The following is a 22,773-nucleotide window of genomic DNA, read 5'->3' as shown; positions in this document are numbered from 1 at the left end:
ATTGTCGGTTCCGCCGGTTGCAGGGCCGGTTGCCGGCTTCGTTCATCCGGGCGCGGTTGTGATCACTCCGCCGGGACGGCCGTCATCTGCCCGCGCGCCGCCCACTTCTGCCTGAGCAGCTTGTACGGTTCGGAGAGGGTGTAATGCATCGTCTCCCAGATCGACATCCGGCGGCCACCTTCCTGGCCCAACAGTTCCGCCTCTCCATCCAGGCAGGTGCCGTGCATCCGGTCGATGAAGATCCAGGTGCCCGAATAATTGCTGCGGGTGGCCTCATAGTCCTGCGCGTGATGCAGGCTGTGGTGCTCGGTGGAATTGAAGATCTTGAACCACCACTTCGGCGTGTTGAAGCGGATGTTGCAGTGCTGGTAGCTGCTGACCGCCATGCCGAAAGCCCCCGCCAGCAGTGCAGCGCGCGGCAGGAAATCGAACAGACCGCCAATGCCAAGGCCGATCAGGAAGATCTCGATCGGATTGCCGACGGACCCCTTCTGAACGTTCAGCTGCGTGACGAAGTGGTGCGGGGCATGCGTGATCCACAGCGGGTACCAGTTGTGCATCCCGCGATGCATCCAGTACTGGAAATAGTCGCCGATGAACGAGATCGCGAAAGCCTGAACCAGCAGCGGCAGCCCCATGAACCAGGCGAACTTGGCAAGGTCGAACGTGTCCTGGAACCAGGTGATGATGGCGTCGCTGTTGATCGGTCCGAACACCACCCGCACGAACATCGCGCCCATGGCGACATAGAAGGTGTCGCAGGCCAGCTCTTTCCAGGTGTGTTGCCAGCTTTTGTAGCGGGGTGAGATCCACTCCATCGACAGCATCATGACCTTGACGCCGTAGCCGATCCACAGCGTGACCGACGGTTTGATCCATGCTTCCGGCGCATAATAATAGAATGCGATCACGATCAGCAGGAATGCCGGCTGAAAATGGGTGAAGAACAGCTGCTTGAACGGGCCGCCTTCTACCCGGCCGAGATTTTCGAGCCCTCGGGTAATGGGGGCGCTGACCATGTAGGATGGCCTTTCGGCCGCGACGGTTTGGCTCATGGCAACCCCTGAGTAGAATGTTGGCAGTTCGGGAATCTCTCCGCACAGCGTAACCCAGGGTGCAGATCACCGCCTTACGTCGTTTGACGTACACTGCGCTTTCCGCGCGGCGGTATGGCCTCCTGCCGGCAGGAAGCGGGCGGATTTCCCCCGTGAACGGTTCCGGTTTCAGGGAACTACGTCAAACAACACATATTACCCGGCCCGTGCGGCCCATAGCCTGACGATGCCGATGTAACAGGGGCCGGTGCAGCCGCAAAGCGTGCGCACCCGCATCGGCGGTCATGAGCCCGCGTCGCCGGGGTCAGCACATAGGGGGCAAATATGACAAAGCGTAAGCGGACGCAGCTTCGGCTGCTTTCGGCAACCTTCCTGGCGGGCGTCATCGCCACGCCTGCACTGGCACAGCAGCAGCCTGATGCCGAAACGGACCAGGGGCAGGGCCTCAACGAGATCGAGGTTACCGCGACGCGGCGTACCGTCTCGTTGCAGACCGCACCGATCAACATTTCCGCTATCGACCAGGGATCGCTGGAAGCCAAGCGGCTGGACGACATCGGCGATATCGGCCTCTACACGCCCGGCCTGACGGTTCCCGACACCGGCCCGCGCACCGCCAACAACATCATCATGCGCGGCATTACCTCCAGCGGGCCGGGCGGTTCCAACCGCAGCACCGCGGTGGGCGTCTATCTCGGTGAAATTCCGCTCTACGTCGATTTCAAGTTCCTCGACATCAACCGCGTGGAAACGCTGCTTGGGCCGCAGGGCACGCTCTATGGCCTTGGCACGCTGGCCGGCGCGATCCGCTACATTCCCAACCGCCCGAATTTCAGCAAGTTCGAGGTGGAAGCACATAGCCGCATCTATGACGTCGCGCACTCCAGCGGCGTGGGAACGGTGTTCGATGGCACCGTCAACGTGCCGATCGTAACCGACAAGGTCGCATTGCGCGTCACCGGCGGTTACTTCCGCGATCCTGGCTTCATGGATTCGCCCTATCTGGTGCGCCAGCTGGGCGTCTCGTTGCCGCAGCCCGATTTCAACGATCCCGCGGCGGTGGCGGCCAACCTCTATCGCGGCAAGGATCTCAATGACGAGAACACCTACTCCGTCCGCGCGCAGCTGGGCTTCGACTTCGGCTGGCTGCGCCCCACTTTCAGCTACATCCGCCAGCAGACCAAGACCCACGGCACCCAGACCAATGGCGGCTATGGCGCGACATATACGCTGAATCCGAACGGCGTCCCTTTCCCGGACGGCGAATGCGTCTATGCCGACTGCCGCGGTGTCCTTGGCACCGGCAAATACGAAAACGGCGCCCGCGTTCCGCAGCCGGCAACCCGCAAGACGGAGATGTTCGCCGCCGAAATCGAGGCCGATATCGGCGATATCGCCCAGCTCGTTTCCGCCACCGCCTATTCCAAGCAGCACCTTTATAGCCAGAGCGACATCGCCGACCTGCTGCTCGATCTGGACTACGATTACGAACTGTTCCCGAGCTTTGCGGGCACGACCACGTCGGACAGCGATCCCAAGCAATTCAACCAGGAACTGCGCCTTGTCTCCACCCACGGCGGACCGATCGACTGGCTGATCGGCGGCTTCTACAACCACTACAAGGCTTACACGTTCAGCGCTGAGCGCCTGCCGGGCTATCCCGAATGGGCCGGCATCTACCGTCCGGACGGCCTGGAATATATCTCCTTCACAGACACTTACACCAAGGAAGCCGCCGGCTTCGGCGAAGCGACCTGGCACATCACGTCCAAACTGCAGGTCACCGGCGGTCTGCGCTACTACAAGTACAAGTCCTATATCTCGGGCGCGACCGACACGCCGCTCACCTCCGGCGGGCGCCGCCGCACGCCTTATCCGCTGATCCAGTTCGATCCTTCGCGCATTCGCAGCGGTTCGACCAAGGACGACGGTTTCGTCTACAAGCTGAATGCGTCTTACGAATTCAGCCCCGAACTGTTCGCCTATGCCACATATTCCACCGGCTACCGCATCGGCGGCGTCAACCGCGTGGCGCCCTGTATCGTCCCGTTGCCCGCCGGCCAGAACGTCTGCGCGCTTCCGAACGAACTGTCTTACGGGCCCGACGAAACCAAGAACTATGAAGCCGGAATCCGCTTCAACCTGTTCGACAAGATGTTGCAGGGCACGGTGGACGTCTACAACATCGACTGGACCAACCTGCAGCTGGCCAGCCAGACGGCGAACGGTGCAGTTGGCATCACCGCCAACGCGGGCGGCGCGCGCAGCCGCGGTGTGGAGGCCACGCTGGCGTTGGCGCTTGGCCGGTTCAATCTCTCGGGTAACTACACCTACCTCGACGCCAAGCTGACCAAGGATGCGCCGGGCCTGATCGGCGGCCTCAGCAACGGCTTCGATGTTCCGGGCGCGGGCGATGCCTTTGCCGGGGATCGGCTGCCCGGCACGTCGAAACATGCCGGATCGATCACTGCGAGCTATGTGCTGCCGCTTGACGACGATTCGGAACTGGACCTGATGTGGAGCACCGCTGCCCGCAGCAACACCTATTCCACCACCGGCCTGCGCGGCTATGGCGAGGTGATTCCGGGTTACTCCACCAGTCGCGCCTCGATCACCTACAAGACGGCCGATCTGGAACTGTCGCTCTTTGCCGACAATATCTTCGACAAGTATGCGGTCACCAGCGTGTCCAACGATTACACGCTGGCGCGCTCCAATGACGGCGTGCTGATCCGCTCTTATGGCTACGGGGTGATCCAGCCTCGTACCATCGGCGCAGAACTGCGCGGCCGTTTCTGAACCGCAGCACATTCCCGCAGCCCATTCGCGTCGCCGGATAGGCGGGAAAACGCTCTTGACGCCGTCCGGTCTCGTGACCGGGCGGCGTTTTGCGTCATGCGAACAGGAACTCCCGCCTTCGCGGCAGCTGAGCCGCGTCAGGATCGCCGCGCGGCGCCGTATCAAATCGGTGCAAGGCGAGTATTACCATTGACATGAAAGGTAATAATATTCAGTATCCATGACGTGAAAAACGCGTCGCCCGCCAGCCTTGCGCGTCTCAGCATGAGACTGCCGAGCCAGCTTTTCTGTCAGCTCGATAGGATCGTGGCGGAGTTTGTCACGACGCAGGTGCTTCTGCCTCCCCTTCATCAACAGGACGATGCTGCAAGGAGGAGCGCGTAGGAGCCGAGAATTCTTCCCCCCGGAATATCGCTCCGGGGTCAGGTCGCCAATAATTGGAGAAACGTAGCCATGACAGTGAATTTGCAGCAGGACACGGTACAGTTTGTGGTCACCGATCTAGCGGGCAACGATCGCAAGATTGAGGGTGAGGCCGGAAGTTCCCTCATGGAAATCATCCGCAATGCCGGGATCGACGATATTCCAGCGTTTTGCGGTGGCTGCTGTTCCTGCGCAAGCTGCCACGTCCATGTCGATCCCGGCTTCGTGTCCTTGCTGCCGCCGATGTCCGAAGACGAATTCCAGTTGCTGGAAGATTCGCCCCATCGGGCGGACGGTTCCCGCCTGTCGTGTCAGGTCCGGGTTTCGAACGAACTCAGCGGACTGCGCCTCGTTATCGCGCCGCAGGAGTGAACCCGGCGCGGGACTGATTCAGGAGGAAGCCATGGGCATGCAAACGATTGGAATCCTGTTCGAAGTGGCAAGCCGCAGAGACGTGTCGCTGCCCCAGGGTTCCATCATGAGGGCCCTGGCTTCCAGAAGGGCGGCCGCCGGGATTCCGCGCCCCGCCCGCGGGCGCCGCGATATCGAATTGATCAGGCAGCTATGAGTTTGTTGATGGTGAGGTCAGGCGACAGTCGCCGCCATCCGGACGGCCAATCAATTCCGGACGAGTCTCGGGATCGGAAGGTTGGCGCGGATATCTCGCCGACGCTTGCGGGACCTGCGGAACTGCCCATCGCGGAACTCCAGCGCGCCAAGGCGGCTGCCGAAGCGGCCAATGAGGCCAAATCCCGATATCTTGTGGCCGTCAGCCACGAAATCCGGTCGCCGTTGAACGCAATTTACGGTTACGCTCAGCTGTTGGAACGCGGCGATGCGGTAACCGGCGCGGAGGCCGGTGCCGCGATCCGGCGGTCGGTGGATCACCTTACCAATCTGGCGGAAAGCCTCCTCGAAATCTCCCGGATCGAGAGCGGTGTCCTGAAGATCAGATCGGGTGTGATCGGCATACGGGCCCTGCTGGGGCAGATCATTTCCATGTTCCGGGCCCAGGCGATCGCCAAGGGGCTCGATTTGACGTTGAGTGTCGGCAATAATCTTCCCGCGTTGGTCAAGACGGATGAAAAGCGCCTCAAGCAGGTGCTGATTAACCTTGTTTCCAATGCGATCAAATACACCGAGGCCGGCAGCATCGACGTCGTGGTTTCCTACCGCAACGAAGTTGCGACCATCGATGTGGTCGATACCGGCATCGGCATAGAGCCCGCCGACATGGAGCGGGTGTTCGAGGCATTCGAAAGAGGCAATTCGAGCAGCGTTCAGGCGCAGCCCGGAATAGGGCTTGGATTGACCATCACCCGCGTGCTCGCCCAAGTGCTGGGCGGGGACATTACCGCGACGAGCACGCCGGGGCAGGGCAGTCGTTTCCGATTGAAGCTGATGTTGTCACCAACCACCCCTGCCGGGGACGAGGCGGCATCGCGGCTCATCGACAGCTATCAGGGACCGAAGCGCAGCGTTGTGATCGTCGAGGACGACCCCGAGCAACGTGCCGCAACGAAGTCCTTGCTGGAATCGGTGGGCTTCGTCGTCCATGTCGCTAGAACCGGCGAGGAGGGGCTCGATCTGGTCAAGCGATGCTCTCCGGACATCGTGCTACTCGACGTCGAGATGCCAGGTATCGATGGCTGGGAAACCGCAAGAAGGTTGCGCCGCGCCCACGACGCGGCGCTGAAGATCGTCATGGTTTCTGCCAACGCGATATATGCAGATCCCGATGGAGGGGAGGGCGATGCCTACGATGCGTTCGTCGGCAAGCCGATTGCCTTCAAGGCCCTGTTCGCAACGCTGCAGCAGCAATTGGGGCTGCAGTGGAACTATGCCGCGCCTGTTCCGCCGCCAAGCGATGCACAGGGCACCGCGCCTGTTCCGCTCGAAGCGCGCCCTTATCTGGACCGGCTTAGGCGATCCGCACAGATCGGACATGTGCTGCGGTTCGAGAAACAGCTTGCCGAACTGGAGCAGGCAATCCCGGCTGCCTCCTGGTTCGCCGCGACATTGCGGGAGAGCCTGACGAATTTCGACTTCGGCTCCATCATCGAGAAGATCGAAAATGCCGGACCGGGATGATCGCGACGATAGAAAGCCGACGATTCTCGTCGTTGACGATACGCCTGAATCGTTGCGGTTTCTGACGACTACGCTGTCCCTTGCACACATGACGGTGCTGGTCGCGAAGGACGGTCTGGCTGCCATCAACGCGCTGCAGCATGTGACACCCGATCTGATCCTGATGGATGCCTTGATGCCGAAGATGGACGGGTTTGAGACGACCCGCCGGATCAAGGCCAATACGGCGTTTCAGCATTTGCCGATCATCTTCATGACCGGATTGACCGAGACCGACGATGTGGTGCGGGCACTCAATTCGGGCGCCATCGACTACGTCAGAAAGCCGATCGTCGTCGAGGAATTGCTCGCGCGCATCCGCATTCACCTGTCGAACGCGCGCGTAGCCCATGCCAGTCAGGTGGCACTGGATACCAGCGGCCGCCCTGCTCTGTCGATCGATCCCTCGGGCGCTCCGCATTGGCTGACGCCCATGGCACGCGAGATGATGGAGCGGTTGTTTCCGGAGTGGAGGGCAACCCCCCGGGCTTTGCCGGCCCCGTTCCGTGTGGCGGTCCAGCAGTTTCAGGGCAGCGACGCCGCGCCGGGGACCTGCATCTCGGTCAAAAGCGGGGAGAGCACGCTGGAGATGACGTTTTTGCGGCGCACTTCCGCCAATCATTGGCTGTTCCGTCTTGCCGAGCGCCGCGAAGGAGAAGAGCAGCGCATATTGGCAACCCGATTGGGCCTGACATCGCGGGAATCCGAAGTTCTGCTGTGGATCAGCCGCGGCAAGCAGAACCGGGAAGTGAGCGAGATTCTGGCCATAAGCCCGCGGACGGTCAACAAGCACCTGGAACAGATTTTCGAGAAGATGGGCGTTGAAAATCGCGCTTCGGCCACGGCGATCGCGGTCACGACATTGGCAAACTCGCTAGACGGTTCCGGCGGCGCGTTCGTGTAACGGACGAACGGCCCGAGCTAGCAAACGGACCGGGTAGGCTAGCCCCACCGGCTAGTCTGCCTATCCACTCATCGGCCCACATCATCTGGCAGAGAGCCCTTGGCGCGGACGGTCTTGCGTGCTCGTGGCCTCTTGTGGTCGGTCGTCCGGATAGGGCAGCACCAGGTGGCCGTCCGGCGCAGCGGTGTAGGACGTTTGCGTCGGATAAGGGATCGTGATGCCTTCCTGCGCAAACCTGCGGATGATTGAAACCATCAGCCGATCGCGCAGCGGGTGGGCGATTCCCCAATCCTTGCCGGGAACGTCGACGAGCAGGCTGAAGTCCAGCGAACTGGGGCCGAAGCTTTCAAATCCGGCGCGCGCGGCCTTGCCGCCTGCGGCCTCGGCAAGTTCTGCAAGGATCGCAGGTACGCGCGCCAAGGTGTCGGGCGGCGTTTCGTAGGCCACGCCGATCGTGAACGGGAGGCGGATGTGGTCCCTGCCACTGACGTTCAGGATTTCCTTGTCGAGCAGGTTCTTGTTGGCGATGATCCGCAATTCGCCGGTATAGGCCCGAATTCGTGTGGATTTGAGCCCGATTGCCTCGATCGTTCCCGAGCTGTTGTCGAAGCTGATCTGGTCGCCCTTGTTGAAGGGACGATCGAAGATGATGGCCAGCGCCGCGAACAGATCGGCGAATATCCCCTGAGCGGCCAGGCCGATGGCAATGCCGCCGACGCCAAGACCCGCGACCAGACCCGTTACGTTTACGCCGATGTTGTCCAGCAGGACCACTGCGGCAACGGCGAAAACCACGACGCTGACAAGCAGACGGATTAGCCCCATGGCATTGATGATCGCCTCTCCGCGAAAGTGATCGGCAGAGGTCTTGTGTTCGATCAGGCCAAGAATGCATTCGCGGGCCCAGATCGCACCCTGGAGGACGGCCGCGACGGTGAACAGAAAGATGATCACCCGGTCCACCGCAGCAGGTGTCTGGGCATAACCGTCCACCGCGCGGACGGCGACCATGATGATGAAATAATTGGTGGTCTTGGTAATCACCCTGCCGACGATCGTCTGCCACTCGCCGCGCCCCCGGTTCGGGCGGCAGAGGCGCCCGCCCAGACGGCGCAAGGCGTAAAGACCCGCCACGATGCTTGCGGCAATCGCGGCTGAAATGATGATCTGCAGCCAATAAGTGTGAACCCAGGCCAAACTGCCGGCCCATAGCTCATGCGCCTGCAGCTCCAGTTCGGCATTGGTCTGCGGCGAGGAGGGTGGGGTAGTGCCAACGCTCATCGGGTGTTCGTCATCCTGTGCTTGAGGCTATCGACCTGGGGTGGATCGCACCGCGCGCGATCATGATGAGGGGTCAGGCGCTCATGGCGCCGGACTTCAAGCTTCTTGGCAAGATCGCCGCTACGTGTCGATCTTCGTGATTCCGCTGGCTTTACAACGATCGGGCCCCCGGCAAGGTTCCGCGTGCATCGCCCGACAGGCCGCGATCGCCGTGGATCGGCGGGCTTATCGGAGATCCGGGACAAGAAGCGGCAGAGTGAGGGAGCGTATGGCGCGATAGCGCGTTTCCACGCCGTAAACGCCACGAAAGAGGTTTCTCCATGTCGCGAACCGTTGCCGAATTGCTGGTCGATACTCTTGCGCAACTGGGCGTTCGCCATGTGTTTGGCGTGGTGGGCGATGCCCTGAACCCTTTCACCCATGCCCTGGACGCTGCGGATGGGATCGATTGGATCGGGGTGCGTCATGAAGAAGGGGGCGCGCTCGCGGCCACCGGGCAGGCGAAATTGACCGGGCGCCTGGGTGTATGCTGCGGAACGACCGGCCCCGGCGGCAATCACCTCGTCGCCGGACTGTATGAAGCGCGCAAGGATCATGCGCCCGTCCTTGCGATCACCGGCGGCGTGCCCGCAGAGAAGCGGGGAACCGATTATCTGCAGGAAGACGATCCGGCCCTGCTATTTCGGGATGTGGCGGTTTACAGTCAGGTGATCGGCGCGCCGGAGCAAGCCCCCGCGGTCATTCGCGAGGCCATCGCCGCCGCCTATGCCGAACGGGGCGTGGCGCATATCAACGTTCCTCCGGACGTGTTCGCTGCAAAGGCGGCAAGCGATGTGGCGAGCTTGGCCGTGCTACGGCCCCGGCCGGAAATTGCGCCGGACCGGGTCGACATCGCCGAAGCCGCGCGGATGATCGGCGAGGCGAAGACCGTCGCCGTCTTTTGCGGGCATGGCTGTCACGGCGCAGGCCCGGAACTGGAACAACTCGCCGATCGGCTGCAAGCGCCCCTCATGCATACGTTCCGGGGAAAGGACATTCTGCCCTTCGATCATCCCAACTGGATCGGCGGGGTGGGGCTGATCGGTTCCAGGGCCGGGGTGGACGCCATCAACGGCGCGGATCTGCTGTTCATGCTGGGAACCGATTACCCCTATTCCGAATTCCTGCCCACGCACGGCCGTGTCATCCAGATCGATGAGCGTGCTTTGGCGCTGGGGAGGCGCGCGCCGGTGGCGCTGGGCATCGTCGGCTCCGTGCGCCCCGCATTGTCGATGTTGCTGGAGCAACTTCCCGCCCGCACCGACAGGGCATTCCTCGAAAAGGCACAGACCTCGCGGGACGAATGGAACGCGATGCTGGACAAGCGTGCCGACGTCGCACGCACCCCGGGCAAGCTTCACCCACCGGCGCTGGCGCGCGCGATCAGCGATCACGCCGCCGATGATGCGATCATCGTCACCGATACCGGCGAAGTGACGCTCTGGGCGGCAAACTGGTGGCGCCAGAGCGGCAGACAGCGCAACACCGGGTCGTTCAACAATGCGGCTGTCGGCACGGGGCTGGGTCTCGCCAACGGTGCGCAATTGCTGGACCGCTCAAGGCAGGTAATCGCGCACGTCGGCGACGGGGGCATGACGATGCTGCTCGGCGAATTCATGACCAGCGTCGAGCATCAATTGCCGGTCAAGATCGTGGTCTATGACAATGCCGAATGGGGGCTGGTGCATCTCGAGATGGAGGCGGCCTCTCTGCCGGCGGCCAAAGGCACGACATTTCCGAACTTGGACTTTGCCGCATTTGCCCGGGCATGCGGCGCGCAGGGGTTCACGGTTCGCGATCCCGCGCTGCTCGATCAGACGGTCGCCCAGTTCCTGGCCGCACCCGGCCCAGCCATCCTTCACGCAATCGTCGATCCGGACGAGTTGCCGACGATGCCGCATATAGACCCGGCCCAGGTTCTGCGTTTCGGCATAGCCAAAGTCCGCGAGGCCTGGCGCGGCATACGCCATCCGCAGACCTGAGCGCGCCGTGCGAAACCGCGGGCCGCTGTTAACTAGTAAAGCAGGAGCGAACGATGCCGAAATACATGTTCGAAACGCCCGATGGCGATGAGGTAGAGATCAATTCGGTCGAGGTTGTCGATCTTGCCGATGGGCGTGACGATCAGGTTACCATCATCGAAATGGAAGATGGCGAGGAAGTGTCCGTCCTCGCCACGCGGCGAGAGGTCGTGACCCATCTGGACCTCGATCCGCTGCAGTTCCTCAGCGGGGAATATGAAGGCGACGATCTGCCGGAGGATTTCGAGGACGACGATTACGAAGACGAATGAGTTGCCGTTCGAGAATGCGCGAGAGGGCAGTTCTTGAGGTGGCCCCACCCGCCTCCCGCTTCCCGTCGCCACCACCCGGAGGCCGTTCCTGCCCCGGGAGGCTGGCGGAGCGGACCGGTGCCGCGAATTTTCGCTTTTTGCCGGCGGCTATGGCCTGCGTTTATGAGCTTATGGCCTAATTTGCGGCGGTCGTCGTCGGCCCCCAGCCGCCCCCGTTCGCACCGTCATCGGTCATCGATTGAGAACTGCCGCCCATCGACGATTGTGCCGGCCTGAAATCCCGCCCGTTGCCGTTGACAGGGCATCCGTTGCGCCGCAACTCCGCCTCGACAGCCTGCATCCGCATGATCGCCTTTGCCGTTCCGCTGACCGCTTGTGACAGATCATGGGGCCGCTCGATCCCTGCTGCTTCGTTCGCTCGCTGGAAGTCGGCGATGATCTGGTCGCACGTCGCCACATTGTAGGAATGGGGCTGGACCAGCTTGTTCAGTTCATCCTCCAGCGCCATTCCGAACAGCCCCATGGTCAGCCCGCGTGAGCGAAAGGCCGGGGAGACGAAATCGTCGGGCGCGTCGCCACGCTCTACACTGGTGGTGACGTGGGTTTGCCGGCCATTGTCGAACGGTTCGAAATGCGCGGTCATCGCGGTGGCCACCTTGTCGCCGCTCATGACGTACCATGTCATGTGGTCGGCCGCCCTTTCCAGCCGGAAAGTCGGCCGAACGCCACCTGCCTGTTCCGCCGTGCTTCCCGGTGCGCCGGGCTGCGCGGTAATGTCCAGATCCGCCAGCGCGGCCATGACTTCGCTTTCGGGCCGCCCTACGTCCCGCGAATAACTGCTGGGGCCAAGCGCCCCCAACATATAAGCGCCGCCAAGTACAACTGCCGCCACAGCCACCGTCCGCTTTATCATCTCGCCCCCTACTGTCGCACTTATTGGCGGAGGGCTAGGTCGCGCTTCTTAACAATTCGTGGCTGCGCCGATGAAAATAGATTAATCGGTGCAGCTTGTTCGATATTGTCAGGCCGGGTTCTTGCGCAGGAATGTCGAGATGGCATCGACCGTCTGCTTGGGCTGTTCTTCCATCAACCAGTGACCGGAATCGGGGACGACCAGTTCCGTCACATTGCCGGCGGCGGTGCGCATGATGGCTGCCATCGTGGAGCCCAGCGAGTGGCCGCCGCCGATCGCCAGCACCGGCATCGGCAAAGGACCGCGCGCGACGGAGGCGCGGTTGTCGATCACGTCCTGATCGAAAGCCGCGAACTGCGAAAAGCCGGCGTGCATGCGCCCGGGGGCGGCATAGAGCTTCGCGTAATGAACGCGCGCGCTTTCGGGAAAGGCGGTGCGGCTTGCTGCGAAATCGTTCCAGAAACGGTCCAGATAGATACGCTCGCGGCCGGCAACGAGCCGTTCCATGTCAGGTCCGCCGAAGCGAAAGTGCCAGAGCAGAGGGTTTTTCAGAATCTCGTCCCAAGGGCCCACTCCGGGCACGGGCGCGTCCATCATGACCAGGCGCGACGTGCGATCGGGATGCGCTTCCGCGAAGGCGAAGGCCACCATGTTGCCGATATCGTGGCCCACCACATCGGCCTTTTTGACACCAAGCCTGTCGAGCACGCCCGCCATGTCTTCGGCCTGGTTCTTCTTGGTGAAGCCGGCGGTGGCCGTTGCCGACAGGCCCAGGCCGCGCAGATCCGGAACGATAACCGTGTGATCGCGCATCAGCGCGGCCGCCAGCGGCTGCCACATGTCGCCGGTATCGCCATAGCCGTGGATCAGTAGCACGGCCGGGCCCGACCCACCCACCCGCACGTGCAGCGTGGTGCCGTTGGTGGCGATCTCTTCCGTTCGAAATCCGGCGGGGAACACGAAGTCCTGCGCCGCAGCCGGCAATATGGCGCAAAGCGAGAGAAAAACGGCAAGCGTAGCGATGGTCGCGCGTTTCATTCTGTTCCCCCTTGAATGTGTCCCTGTACTGTCGCTGATCTTGGCCCGGTGGTCGTGTCTCTTGCGTCCATGTCGGCTGGGCCATGCACATAACAACGACTGACATCTTTTCCATCATGATGCAATCTCTGTTGAAATATCCATGACTTGGGGCTTGTCATCGGGGATCGATCTCAACCTTCGGTTGCAAAACGGGATAGCCAAGGGGGGCAAGAATTGGCTCGACCGGATCGGATCACAGGGTACTGTGATGGGCATGGAAGATACGGGCGCGATCGTGATCGGGGCGGGGGTTGTGGGGCTTGCCGTGGCGCGGGCACTGGCGATCGCCGGGCACGAAGTATTGGTGCTTGAACGCGAACGGCAGTTCGGAACGATCACATCGTCGCGCAACAGCGGGGTCATCCACGCAGGCCTTTACTACGCAGACGGATCGCTGAAGGCGCAGCTTTGTGTGGAGGGCAAGCACCTCCTTTACGATTTCTGCGAAAAGCGCGGTGTGGACCATCGGCGCTGCGGCAAGCTGATCATCGCGACCGCCGAGGCGGAACTCGCGGCGCTCGACACGGTGATGGCACGCGGCGCCGCTGCCGGGGTGGACGATCTGGTTCGGCTCGATCCGGCCCAGGTCCGTGCGATGGAGCCGGAACTGGCGTGCCTTGGCGCGATCCATTCGCCCTCCAGCGGGATAGTCGACCAGCACGGATTGATGCTGGCGCTGCTGGGCGAGGCGGAGGCCCACGGCGCGATGCTGGTGTGCGATGCGCCGGTTGGCGCCATCGTACGAACCGCGTCCGGGTGGGAGGTCGCCGTGGGTGAAACGCGCGTGCGCGCGCCGATCCTCGTCAATGCCGCGGGGCTTGGTGCCCAGACGCTCGCCCGTGGGATCGATGCGCTCGACCCCGGGCTGGTGCCGCCGCTGTTTTTCGCCAAGGGCTGTTATTTCACCTATAGCGGCCGGGTGCCGTTCACGCGGCTGATTTATCCCGTTCCCGGGCCGGCCAGCCTTGGCACGCATTTCACTCTGGACCTTGGCGGGCAGGCGCGCTTCGGGCCGGATATCCATTGGGTCGACGAAATCGACTATACGGTGGACCCGGCGCTCAAGGGCGAATTTTTGGCGGCGGCGCGGCGGATCTGGGCGGGTGCGGAAGAGGACCGGCTACAGCCTGCCTATGCCGGCATCCGGCCCAAGCTTTCCGGCCCCGGCATGGCGGCGGCAGACTTCGTGCTGCAAGGCGAGGACGTTCACGGGCTGCACGGGCTGGTCAACCTGTTCGGCATTGAATCGCCCGGGCTTACGTCCTCCATGGCCATCGCCGCACGGGTGACGGCCATGCTGGGGGCGCCTGCCTGAATGCGCCGATCCGTGTTGGCCTAACGGCGCCGGTCTGCGACCGGCGCCCGATCATGCGCCGCTACGCCAGCCGGTCCAGATATTTGTCCAGGGTGATCGGATAATCGCGCACCCGCGCGCCGGTGGCGTTGTAGAGCGCGTTGGCGACGGCGGCGCCCGGCCCGCAGATTCCCAGCTCGCCCACGCCCTTGGCCTTCATGGGCGAAACGATCGGGTCCAGCGTGTCCAGAAAGATCACTTCCTGGTGCGGGATGTCGGCATGGACAGGCACTTCGTATCCGGCAAGATCGTGATTCACGAAGAAGCCGAACCGCTTGTCCACCGCCAGTTCCTCCATCAGCGCCGCCCCTGCGGCCATGACCATCGCGCCGATGACCTGGCTGCGCGCGGACAGCGGATTGAGGATGCGGCCTGCGTCGCACACCGCAAGCATCCGGCGGATGCGGCATTCGCCGGTATAGGCGTTGACCGCCACTTCGCAGAAATGGCCGGCATAGGTGCCTACGTCGTAGTCACGCTTGAACGCGCCGAACGTGATCGTGTCTTCGGCCGAGACTTCGCCGGCGTCCGACAAAGCAAATGCGCGATTGCCCGCCATGATCCGCCCGCCCGCAAAAAGCGCGGCATCTCCATCGAAACCCAGCTTTTGCCCGATCGTCCGGCGCAAGTTGACGCAGGCGGCGTAGACGCCGGCCGTCGAACTGGCCGCGCCCCATTGCCCGCCCGACCCCGAAGAGGCAGGGGATGCGGAATCGCCCAGCGTCACTGTCACCTTGTCGAGCGGCAGGCCCATGACTTCGGCGGCGGTCTGCGCGATGATCGTGTAGGACCCGGTGCCGATATCGGTCATGTCGGTTTCTACCGTCAGCCGGCCTGCAGCGTCCAGCCGGACCCGGGCGCCCGATTGCATGGTGGGGGCGCCGCGATAGCCAGCGGCAACGCCCATACCGATCAGCCACTTGCCTTCGCGCACTTGCCCAGGGCGCGGGTTGCGGCGGGACCAGCCGAAGCGTTCCGCCCCTTCCTTCAGACAGCGCACCAGGTTGCGGTCCGAAAAGCGCTTGCCGGAGCCGCCGGGAACGACTTCCGGTTCGTTGCGGATGCGCAATTCGATCGGATCCATGCCCAGCTTTTCGGCCAGTTCGTCCATCGCCACCTCCAGCGCGAGGTGGCCCGGCGCTTCGCCCGGCGCGCGCATGGCATTGCCTTCGGGCAAGTCCAGCGTGGCAATGTAGTTGGCGACGAGCCGGTTGGCACCGGCGTAAAGTTTGGGCGTTTGCTGGGTGCCGTTCTCGCCATCCTCGCCATTCAGATTGCCCGACCAGTTCTCGTGCGCGATGGCGGTGATCAGGCCGTCGCGACCGGCGCCGAGGCGCAAGCGCTGGATCGTGGCATGGCGATGCGTGGTGTTGTTCGCCATCAGCGGGCGCTGCAGCGCCACCTTGACCGGTCGACCGGCGGCACGGGCGCCCAGCGCCGCCAGCACGGCATCGGCGCGGACGAACAGCTTCCCGCCGAAACCGCCGCCGATATAAGGCGAAACGATGCGCACCTTGGCCGCGTCGATGTCGAGGATGGTCGCGATGCTGCGCTTGGCCCAGGCGATCATCTGGTTCGAGGTCCACAGCGTCAACTGATCGCCCTGCCAGGCGGCGATGGTGGCATGTGGCTCCATCATCGCATGGCTTTCGTCGGACGTGGTGTAGCGGGCGTCCAGGGTGACCGGGGCTGCGGCGAACGCGCTTTCGAAGTCGCCCAGCGTTTCCTTGTCGGGCTTGTCGCCGTCACCCTTCGCCAGCGGCGCGGTGGGCGCGGCGCTGGCCAGATCGAAGCTGCCTTGCGCATGCTGGTATTGCGTGCGGATAAGCGCGGCGGCAGCGCGCGCCTGCTCGAACGTTTCGGCCACTACACAGGCCACGGCCTGGTGGTAATGCGATATCTCGCTGCCGCCGAACAGCGGGGCGTTGTTCGATATGCCCTTGCCCACGGGCTTGGTCTCGGGCGCGGCAACCACTGCCAGAACGCCCGGCGCGGCGCGGGCGTGCGACGTGTCCATGGCGACGATGCGGCCCTTGGCGATGGCGGCGCCGACGATGTAGCCATAGGCCTGATTCTCCGCCACATCATGCCGTTCATAGGCATAGGGCGCCGTGCCGGTGGTTTTCAGCGGGCCATCAATGCGCGGGGTTGACTGGCCGACGACCTTGGAGCGGTCGAAAAGATTTTCGCCTGCGGCAGCGTCGAATTTCATGACGGATCAGCCTTTCGCTTCGTCGATCACGCCGGCCAGGGTGCGTTCCGCCAGGGTGACCTTGAACCGGTTTTGTGCAGTGGGTCGGGCATCGGCGAAGACTTCGGCCGCCACGGCGCGCGCGCCTTGCGGCATTTTCGCTTCGGCAGCCTCCACCCGCCAGGGGCGCGCGGCCACGCCGCCGAACGCGACGCGGCCGGATCCGTCCGGGGCGATCACCGCCGCCACCGACACCAGGGCGAAGGCGTAGGAGGCACGGTCGCGCACCTTGTGGTAGGCATGCGTGCCGCCAAGGGGCTTGGGCAGGGTGACGGACGTGATCAGTTCACCAGGCGTCAGCACATTGTCCCGCTGGGGTTCCTTGGCGGGAAGGCGGTGGAACTCCGCGATGGGGATGGTGCGGGCCGTGCCGTCCGGCTTGATTGTCTCCACCGTGGCATCCAGCACGCGCAGCGCCACAGCCATGTCGCCGGGATATGTGGCGATGCATGCGTCCGAACTGCCGATCACCGCAAGCTGGCGTGAAAAGCCTTCGATCGCGCCGCATCCCGAACCGGGGCGGCGCTTGTTGCAGGGCATGTTGGTGTCGTAGAAATAGGGGCAGCGGGTACGTTGCATCAGGTTGCCCGCGGTGGTCGCCTTGTTGCGCAACTGGCCGCTTGCCCCGGCAACGATCGCGCGCGTCAGCACCCCGTAATCGCGCCGCACGCGCGGGTCGGACGCAAGCACCGTGTTGCTGACCAGCGCGCCGATCCGCAGCCCGCCCTCTTTGGTTTCCTCGATACGATCGAGGTCGAGGTCCTGCACGTCGACAAGGTGCGTCGGCGTCTCGATCTCCAGCTTCATCAGGTCCAGCAGATTGGTGCCGCCGGCCAAGAAGCGTGCGCCCGGGCGCGCCGCCACGGCCGCGGCTGCCTGTGCCGGACTGCTGGCGCGTTCATACGTGAAAGCCCTCATGCCTGCTTCTCCCCGGTTCCGATGCCGGCAACCTCGGCAATGGCCTCGGCAATGTTGGAATAGGCGCCGCAGCGGCAGATGTTGCCGCTCATGCGCTCGCGCAGTTCCATGTTGGTGGGGGCGGCATGGGCAACGATGTCGTCCTGCACATGACTGGGCACGCCCCGTGCGATTTCCTTGAGCACCGATACCGCCGAACAGATCTGGCCCGGCGTGCAGTATCCGCACTGATAGCCGTCATGCCGGATGAAGGCCGCCTGCATCGGGTGGAGGTGTTCCGGCGTGCCGAGGCCCTCGATCGTGGTCACCTCGTCGCCCTCGTGCTGGATCGCCAGGCTGAGGCAGGAGTTGATGCGGTTGCCGTTTACGATAACCGTGCAGGCGCCGCACTGGCCATGGTCGCACCCTTTCTTGGTGCCTGTAAGGCGCAGATGCTCGCGCAGCGCATCGAGCAGGGTGGTGCGCGTATCCAGCGTGAGGCGGACCTGTTTGCCGTTGACCTTGAAGTTGACCGGCATGGTCGGCGGAGCGCTCGGGCTGGCGGGCGACAGCGAAGCGCCAACCGCGCCGGGCGACGTCGCCATCGCAGCCGAAGCAGCGCCCGCCGCCAGCACGCCGCGGCGCGACACGTTCAATTCTCCGCCGATTTCCATCGCGTCGCCCTCTGTTTCTGTCTGGCCGTTGTTCCGCAGGTATCGCCTGCGCGTAGATATTGTCGCAGATAACGCATGAATCCGCACGCAGTTCAACTGTGCCCTCTACATTGCAATCATGAGTTATCCTCATGAATAGCGGGTTGCCGCCGCGGCGGAGGCATCTCACCTCGCATTTGCGCAAGGCAGCGGCTATCGAAACAAGACGACGGGCGTTTAGGAGAGGCGGAACTTGCGCATCGCGACCATCACCAACTGGGCCTATGCGGCAACGGTTGGCCTTACCCTCGCGGCCGGCGTCACGATGATCCTGGCGTCCAACGCGGATCGCGTCGAACGCGATGCCGTGCAGCAGCGAAACCGCTTCGACGAACTGACCACCCAGATCGAGAACGACCTTTCGGAGCTTACCGATCAGGCGCGCCTTTTCGCGGTTTCGGGCGATCCCAGCCATGAAATCGTCTACGCGCGGACCGAGCAGGCAATCGGCTCCGTGGAACAGCGCATCGCCCGGCTGCGCGATCAGGGCGCGGGCGAGCAGGAGCTTCACTCGCTGAAGGATGCGCTGGTTCAGGCCGCCAGCCTGGAGGATGAGCAGCACGCCGCCATTGCCGCCATGCAGAAGGGCGATGCGGAGGGGGCGCGCCGGATCGTGTTCGGCCCGGAATACGAGCGGGAGCTTGAACGCGCGCATTTCCAGATGGAGCGCTTCCGGTATCTGCTCGATCAGCGGTCGGATCAGGCGGTGGATGAGGCGGGTGTCGCGTCGCAGCGGCTGCGCACCGTTTCCGAGATCATGGTGGGGATCACGGCCGCGCTGTTCCTGTTCGTGCTGGCCTTCATCCTGAAGCGGCGCATCCTGAAACCCGTCGTGCGGCTGAGCGACGTGGTGAACCGGCTGGCGGAGCAGGACTATGAGGTGGAACCGCCGCCGGTCGCCCATGTGGACGAGATCGGCGACATGGGCCAGGCCATTCGCATCTTCCGCGAGAATGGGCTGGAGCGGCAGAAACTGGAACGGCAACGCGATGCGGACTGGGCGGTGCGCGAATTGCTCGCGCGCATGGCGCAGCGATTGCAGGGGTGCGAATCCGTAGATGACTTGCTGGATATCGTCCGCCTTTTTGCGCCCAAGATCGCGCCAACGCTGGGCGGGCGACTCTTCGTGCTGGACGCGCAGCGGTCCAGCATGGCCTGCGCGGCCGAATGGCAGGGTCCGCTTGGGGGAGAGGTCGCCTTCGGCCCGGACGATTGCTGGGCCCTCCGGAGAGGGCAGATCCATTATCCCGGCAGCAAGCTGACCGACGTGCCGTGCCGGCATGTCGCGCCCGAAGCCGTGAGCGCGACGATCTGCGTGCCGCTTGCCGCGCAAAGCGAAACCATAGGCCTGCTGGTCCTTCAGAATCTGGACCCCGCGCACGAACCGGACGAGGCGATGATCGCCTATATAGAGCTGATGTCCGAAACGATCGGCCTGGCGCTTGCCAATCTCAACTTGCGCCAGGCGCTTCGCGCCAAGGCTTTGTTCGATCCCTTGACGGGGTTGCGGAATCGTCACGAGCTTGACGAGACCCTGGCGCGCCTGACCACCGAGGCCGATACCTCGGGAACGATGCTGGGCTGCATGATGCTGGACATCGATCATTTCAAGGCGTTGAACGATACCTTCGGGCACGATGCCGGCGATCTGGTGATCCGCTCGGTTGCCGGGGTGTTTGCCAGCGTGGTGCAGGATCGGGATCTCGTCTACCGTTACGGTGGGGAGGAATTCCTGATGTTGATGCCGGGCTTCGACGAAACGCAGGCCGTTACACGGGCGGAGACGATCCGCGAACGATTGGCGCGCCTGAAACTCGCCTATCACGGGCAACCGCTTGGCCCGGTGACCGTTTCGATGGGTGTGGCCATCTATCCGGTCCAGGGCGGCGTTCGCAGCCTTATCGCCAGCGCCGATGCCGCGCTGCTTCGTGCCAAGGAGGAAGGGAGGGACCGCGTGGTCATTGCCGCAGATCGTCCGTCAGCGGCAAGTCCGATTGCCGCGATGCATCGGGTCACTGGAAATAGCTAACAAAACTCCATTTAGTAAGGTTCGGCAATTCTGACATAGTGGCGGCTATGCAACGGTTTAGGATCGTGATCATTGCAGGTCTCCTGGCTGTTCTGGCTGCACTCATTCCGCTTGTCGCGATTGCGGGCTTTGGGCGTATTCGCGCGCAAAGGGCGGAGCAGGCACACCTGCAGGAATACAGCGACTGGACGCTGAAGCGTGCCGATCACAGTTTCGGCAGGGCGCGCGCGATCATGGCCAAGTTGCAGCACGAAAACTGGCACGATTGCTCGCCCGCCCATATCGCCCGGATGCGCCTGCTGACCATTCAGTCCGGCGCGGTCGACGAGATCGGCTATTTCATCGACGGCAAGCTTGCCTGCACCGGCTGGGGGCCGGTTCCGGGGAACGTCGATATCCGCAAGCAAAAGCCGGAGATCATTCTGCCGGACGGGTTCGGCCTGCGCCTGAACGCGCATCCCACCGTTACCGGTGCAGCCCACATGCTGGAGATTTCGCGGGGGGACTACGCGACCCTGATCAGCCCGGATCGTCTTGTCGACGTTCTTACCGACACGGATATGACGCTGGGCCTGGCGACGCTGGATGGCCGCCTGATTGCCGTGAATGGGAAGATCGATCCTGCAGTTGCGCGTCGGATGGCCGCGGGCGGCATGTTCGATCGGTCCGATGCGCATGTCGCCTCCTCCAAACGCAACACGATGCTGCGTGCCTTTGCAATCACGGACCGTTCGCTGGTGGAGGACCGGGTCGATCGCGAAGTGTGGATGCTCATCCCGGTCGGCCTGGTCGTTTCGGCGTTGCTGCTGGGGCTGATTTTTTGGGTATCGCACCAGCGCCTGTCGTTGGAGCGCGAACTGGCGATCAGCATCCGCAAGCGCGAGTTTCGGGTTTTCTACCAGCCCATCATCGAACTATCGACCGGGCTGTGCGTGGGGGCCGAAGCATTGCTGCGCTGGCAGCGGCCGGATGGCAGTGCGGTACACCCCGATTTCTTCATCCCGTTTGCCGAGTACCACGGGGTGATCGACAAACTGACCGATCTCATGATCGAAACCGTGCTGAGCGATCTTGCACCGATGCTGCGCCGCGAACGCAGTGCGCACATCGCCATCAACATATCGTCCAGCGACATGCAGAGCGGCCGGTTCCTGCCGGTGCTGGATCGGGCGATGGCCGCGTCCGGCGTCGCGCCGCGGCAGATCTGGCTGGAGGCGACCGAACGCGGCTTCATGAACGCCTCCGCCGCGCGGCGGACGGTGGACAAGGCGCGGGCGCGGGGCCATCTGGTGGCCATCGACGATTTTGGAACCGGCTATTCCAGCCTTTCGCTGCTGGAGCGGCTTCCGCTCGATACGCTGAAGATCGACAAGACCTTCGTGGAAGCGATCGGCAAGGCGGCGGCCACTAGCGTGGTCATTCCGCACGTGATCGAAATGGCGCACGGGCTGGATCTGCGCATCATTGCCGAAGGCGTGGAGACAAAGGAACAGGAAGCCTATTTGCGGGACGCGGGTGTCGAGTTCGTGCAGGGCTGGCTCTATGCCAAGGCGCTCGCGCCGCTGGAGTTCGTCAGGTTTTTCGAGGACAAGAACCGCGGGCGTGAAGCCTCTTTCTTTGCGCCGAGGACCATGGAGCCAACGGGCGCCGCGCCTTAGAGCCGTTTGGAAAATGCCAGCGGGGGTATTTTTCAAACGGACTCTTGGGCCGCGTGGGCAAATTCAGGCGCCGAGTAGAGGGTGCGGATCGGAGCCTCTAATCCGAAGCCTGCCTTCCGGATTCCCCAGCAAAGCTGTCGCTGACAGCGCTATCGCCCAGAAGGCTACAACCGCTAGTGCCAAGCACCCTTTGATAAGTGCGTAAGGAAAGCCTTCGAAATTTCCTTGCTATCAGCATTCACGCTTGCATCTACTCTCGCTTCTTTCGTCGGTCCTGGGACGTACGGTTCAATGTTGACAAGGGCCTCTGCGATCGGATGAAGATTTTGAAATGAGCGCTCTACGGAGCCACTCCATATCGCGTCACCTTGCCAAATTACTATCGCGACTTTGTAAGCTTCACCGTGGACATTCTTGTCTACCAGGCCGCGGATAAATATTGGTTTGCGTAGCGACGAAATTGAACACTTTTCTTTGGGCTCTGCATCGATGGTGTAATTTGTGCGAACTTCCCCGCCGATATAAGAAGATTGGCCATGTTCAAAAAGAATGTTTGCCAGCTGATCGCCGTCAATTCCAATGCCGGGTCTAAAGGTGCAGAACGCGGTGTAGGGCTTTATTTTAAAGGATCCTGAGGTTTGGATATGGATTAGCCCGTCAGCTTGTACTTGACGTTCAAGCAAATTTTCTACTCGGTGGGGTGCCGAGGTGTTGTCGCTGCACGCGAAAGTCGCAAACGCGCACACCAAGCATATAATGTTTTTCACCAATCCCACTCTCTGTCGGCTCTAAATGAGAACATCGCTTAAGAGAGTGAATTGGTTGTTACCTTCGTTCATGCGCTAGCGGCGAAATTTCTATCATTTCACGGGCATTGCTGGCGGAACCTCGGATTTCTGCTTTCCCGCATATTCCGCCATTCAGCGCGCTCCACGCGGCCTTGGTCTGCAATGT

17 protein-coding genes are annotated in these 22,773 nt (G+C 62.8%); 9 read left to right on the top strand and 8 right to left on the bottom strand.

Features of this window, described 5'->3' with window-relative positions:
* Nucleotides 1–62: 62 nt before the first annotated feature.
* Nucleotides 63–1,055, bottom strand: coding sequence for a sterol desaturase family protein (locus ACZ1JV_RS00945; RefSeq protein WP_465149222.1), 993 nt, complete (start codon nucleotides 1,053–1,055; stop codon nucleotides 63–65).
* A gap of 324 nt (nucleotides 1,056–1,379) precedes the next feature.
* Between ACZ1JV_RS00945 and ACZ1JV_RS00940 the strand changes: the two genes are divergently transcribed.
* The 4 genes from ACZ1JV_RS00940 (at nucleotide 1,380) to ACZ1JV_RS00925 (ending at nucleotide 7,311) form a co-directional block, all read left to right on the top strand.
* Nucleotides 1,380–3,854, top strand: coding sequence for a TonB-dependent receptor (locus ACZ1JV_RS00940; RefSeq protein WP_465149221.1), 2,475 nt, complete (start codon nucleotides 1,380–1,382; stop codon nucleotides 3,852–3,854).
* A 453-nt stretch (nucleotides 3,855–4,307) separates the two neighbouring features.
* On the top strand, nucleotides 4,308–4,649 hold the full coding sequence (locus ACZ1JV_RS00935; RefSeq protein ID WP_465149220.1) for a 2Fe-2S iron-sulfur cluster-binding protein: 342 nt from the start codon (nucleotides 4,308–4,310) through the stop codon (nucleotides 4,647–4,649).
* 192 nt (nucleotides 4,650–4,841) lie between these two features.
* Nucleotides 4,842–6,368, top strand: a complete 1,527-nt coding sequence (locus ACZ1JV_RS00930; RefSeq protein ID WP_465149219.1) for an ATP-binding response regulator — start codon at nucleotides 4,842–4,844, stop codon at nucleotides 6,366–6,368.
* Entirely contained in the window at nucleotides 6,352–7,311 is a 960-nt protein-coding gene (locus ACZ1JV_RS00925; protein ID WP_465149218.1) for a response regulator, read from the top strand. The genes ACZ1JV_RS00930 and ACZ1JV_RS00925 overlap by 17 nt, the downstream gene beginning before the upstream one ends.
* Before the next feature lie 81 nt (nucleotides 7,312–7,392).
* Here the strand turns inward: ACZ1JV_RS00925 and ACZ1JV_RS00920 are convergent, their stop codons facing one another.
* A complete protein-coding gene (locus ACZ1JV_RS00920; RefSeq protein ID WP_465149217.1) occupies nucleotides 7,393–8,592 on the bottom strand; it encodes a mechanosensitive ion channel family protein in 1,200 nt (399 codons plus the stop codon).
* Nucleotides 8,593–8,912: 320 nt separating this feature from the next.
* Here ACZ1JV_RS00920 and ACZ1JV_RS00915 point away from each other — a divergent pair, with 320 nt between their 5' ends.
* Together ACZ1JV_RS00915 and ACZ1JV_RS00910 are read left to right on the top strand one after the other, a co-directional pair.
* Entirely contained in the window at nucleotides 8,913–10,613 is a 1,701-nt protein-coding gene (locus ACZ1JV_RS00915) for a thiamine pyrophosphate-binding protein (protein ID WP_465149216.1), read from the top strand.
* A 53-nt stretch (nucleotides 10,614–10,666) separates the two neighbouring features.
* On the top strand, nucleotides 10,667–10,924 hold the full coding sequence (locus ACZ1JV_RS00910) for a hypothetical protein (protein ID WP_465139214.1): 258 nt from the start codon (nucleotides 10,667–10,669) through the stop codon (nucleotides 10,922–10,924).
* Nucleotides 10,925–11,099: 175 nt separating this feature from the next.
* Here ACZ1JV_RS00910 and ACZ1JV_RS00905 read toward each other — a convergent pair whose 3' ends face one another.
* Nucleotides 11,100–11,837 carry a hypothetical protein gene (locus ACZ1JV_RS00905; protein WP_465149215.1) on the bottom strand — a complete coding sequence of 246 codons (738 nt, stop codon included), beginning with the start codon at nucleotides 11,835–11,837 and terminating at the stop codon, nucleotides 11,100–11,102.
* Between the two features lie 108 nt (nucleotides 11,838–11,945).
* Complete coding sequence (locus ACZ1JV_RS00900) at nucleotides 11,946–12,875, bottom strand: alpha/beta fold hydrolase (RefSeq protein WP_465149214.1); 930 nt, start codon at nucleotides 12,873–12,875, stop codon at nucleotides 11,946–11,948.
* Nucleotides 12,876–13,131: 256 nt separating this feature from the next.
* Here ACZ1JV_RS00900 and ACZ1JV_RS00895 point away from each other — a divergent pair, with 256 nt between their 5' ends.
* Nucleotides 13,132–14,232 (top strand): NAD(P)/FAD-dependent oxidoreductase, encoded by a 1,101-nt coding sequence (locus ACZ1JV_RS00895; protein ID WP_465149213.1) that lies wholly within the window; start codon nucleotides 13,132–13,134, stop codon nucleotides 14,230–14,232.
* Between the two features lie 61 nt (nucleotides 14,233–14,293).
* Here the strand turns inward: ACZ1JV_RS00895 and paoC are convergent, their stop codons facing one another.
* From paoC to paoA, 3 genes are read right to left on the bottom strand one after another with little or no spacing between them, the layout of a single operon-like run.
* A complete protein-coding gene (gene paoC, locus ACZ1JV_RS00890) occupies nucleotides 14,294–16,483 on the bottom strand; it encodes an aldehyde oxidoreductase molybdenum-binding subunit PaoC (RefSeq protein WP_465149212.1) in 2,190 nt (729 codons plus the stop codon).
* A 6-nt stretch (nucleotides 16,484–16,489) separates the two neighbouring features.
* Nucleotides 16,490–17,440, bottom strand: coding sequence for an FAD binding domain-containing protein (locus ACZ1JV_RS00885; RefSeq protein ID WP_465149211.1), 951 nt, complete (start codon nucleotides 17,438–17,440; stop codon nucleotides 16,490–16,492).
* Nucleotides 17,437–18,093 carry an aldehyde dehydrogenase iron-sulfur subunit PaoA gene (gene paoA / locus ACZ1JV_RS00880; protein ID WP_465149210.1) on the bottom strand — a complete coding sequence of 219 codons (657 nt, stop codon included), beginning with the start codon at nucleotides 18,091–18,093 and terminating at the stop codon, nucleotides 17,437–17,439. Before paoA ends, ACZ1JV_RS00885 begins: the two co-directional genes overlap by 4 nt.
* Before the next feature lie 232 nt (nucleotides 18,094–18,325).
* Here paoA and ACZ1JV_RS00875 point away from each other — a divergent pair, with 232 nt between their 5' ends.
* Both ACZ1JV_RS00875 and ACZ1JV_RS00870 read left to right on the top strand, forming a co-directional pair.
* On the top strand, nucleotides 18,326–20,161 hold the full coding sequence (locus ACZ1JV_RS00875) for a GGDEF domain-containing protein (RefSeq protein ID WP_465149209.1): 1,836 nt from the start codon (nucleotides 18,326–18,328) through the stop codon (nucleotides 20,159–20,161).
* Nucleotides 20,162–20,226: 65 nt separating this feature from the next.
* Complete coding sequence (locus ACZ1JV_RS00870) at nucleotides 20,227–21,819, top strand: EAL domain-containing protein (protein WP_465149208.1); 1,593 nt, start codon at nucleotides 20,227–20,229, stop codon at nucleotides 21,817–21,819.
* Between the two features lie 173 nt (nucleotides 21,820–21,992).
* Here ACZ1JV_RS00870 and ACZ1JV_RS00865 read toward each other — a convergent pair whose 3' ends face one another.
* Nucleotides 21,993–22,586 (bottom strand): hypothetical protein, encoded by a 594-nt coding sequence (locus ACZ1JV_RS00865; RefSeq protein ID WP_465149207.1) that lies wholly within the window; start codon nucleotides 22,584–22,586, stop codon nucleotides 21,993–21,995.
* Between the last annotated feature and the right edge of the window lie 187 nt (nucleotides 22,587–22,773).

The sequence above is a fragment of the Novosphingobium sp. BL-S-19 genome, from assembly GCF_055521675.1.
The sequence above is the reverse complement of the archived record's forward strand: the minus strand, read 5'-3'. Positions and strand labels throughout refer to the sequence as shown.

Bases quoted from the DNA above. Each gene is read 5' to 3' on its own strand.
- ACZ1JV_RS00945 (WP_465149222.1), bottom strand. From the start codon at position 1,055: ATGAGCCAAACCGTCGCGGCCGAAAGGCCATCCTACATGGTCAGCGCC.
- ACZ1JV_RS00940 (WP_465149221.1), top strand. From the start codon at position 1,380: ATGACAAAGCGTAAGCGGACGCAGCTTCGGCTGCTTTCGGCAACCTTC.
- ACZ1JV_RS00935 (WP_465149220.1), top strand. From the start codon at position 4,308: ATGACAGTGAATTTGCAGCAGGACACGGTACAGTTTGTGGTCACCGAT.
- ACZ1JV_RS00930 (WP_465149219.1), top strand. From the start codon at position 4,842: ATGAGTTTGTTGATGGTGAGGTCAGGCGACAGTCGCCGCCATCCGGAC.
- ACZ1JV_RS00925 (WP_465149218.1), top strand. From the start codon at position 6,352: ATGCCGGACCGGGATGATCGCGACGATAGAAAGCCGACGATTCTCGTC.
- ACZ1JV_RS00920 (WP_465149217.1), bottom strand. From the start codon at position 8,592: ATGAGCGTTGGCACTACCCCACCCTCCTCGCCGCAGACCAATGCCGAA.
- ACZ1JV_RS00915 (WP_465149216.1), top strand. From the start codon at position 8,913: ATGTCGCGAACCGTTGCCGAATTGCTGGTCGATACTCTTGCGCAACTG.
- ACZ1JV_RS00910 (WP_465139214.1), top strand. From the start codon at position 10,667: ATGCCGAAATACATGTTCGAAACGCCCGATGGCGATGAGGTAGAGATC.
- ACZ1JV_RS00905 (WP_465149215.1), bottom strand. From the start codon at position 11,837: ATGATAAAGCGGACGGTGGCTGTGGCGGCAGTTGTACTTGGCGGCGCT.
- ACZ1JV_RS00900 (WP_465149214.1), bottom strand. From the start codon at position 12,875: ATGAAACGCGCGACCATCGCTACGCTTGCCGTTTTTCTCTCGCTTTGC.
- ACZ1JV_RS00895 (WP_465149213.1), top strand. From the start codon at position 13,132: ATGGAAGATACGGGCGCGATCGTGATCGGGGCGGGGGTTGTGGGGCTT.
- paoC (WP_465149212.1), bottom strand. From the start codon at position 16,483: ATGAAATTCGACGCTGCCGCAGGCGAAAATCTTTTCGACCGCTCCAAG.
- ACZ1JV_RS00885 (WP_465149211.1), bottom strand. From the start codon at position 17,440: ATGAGGGCTTTCACGTATGAACGCGCCAGCAGTCCGGCACAGGCAGCC.
- paoA (WP_465149210.1), bottom strand. From the start codon at position 18,093: ATGGAAATCGGCGGAGAATTGAACGTGTCGCGCCGCGGCGTGCTGGCG.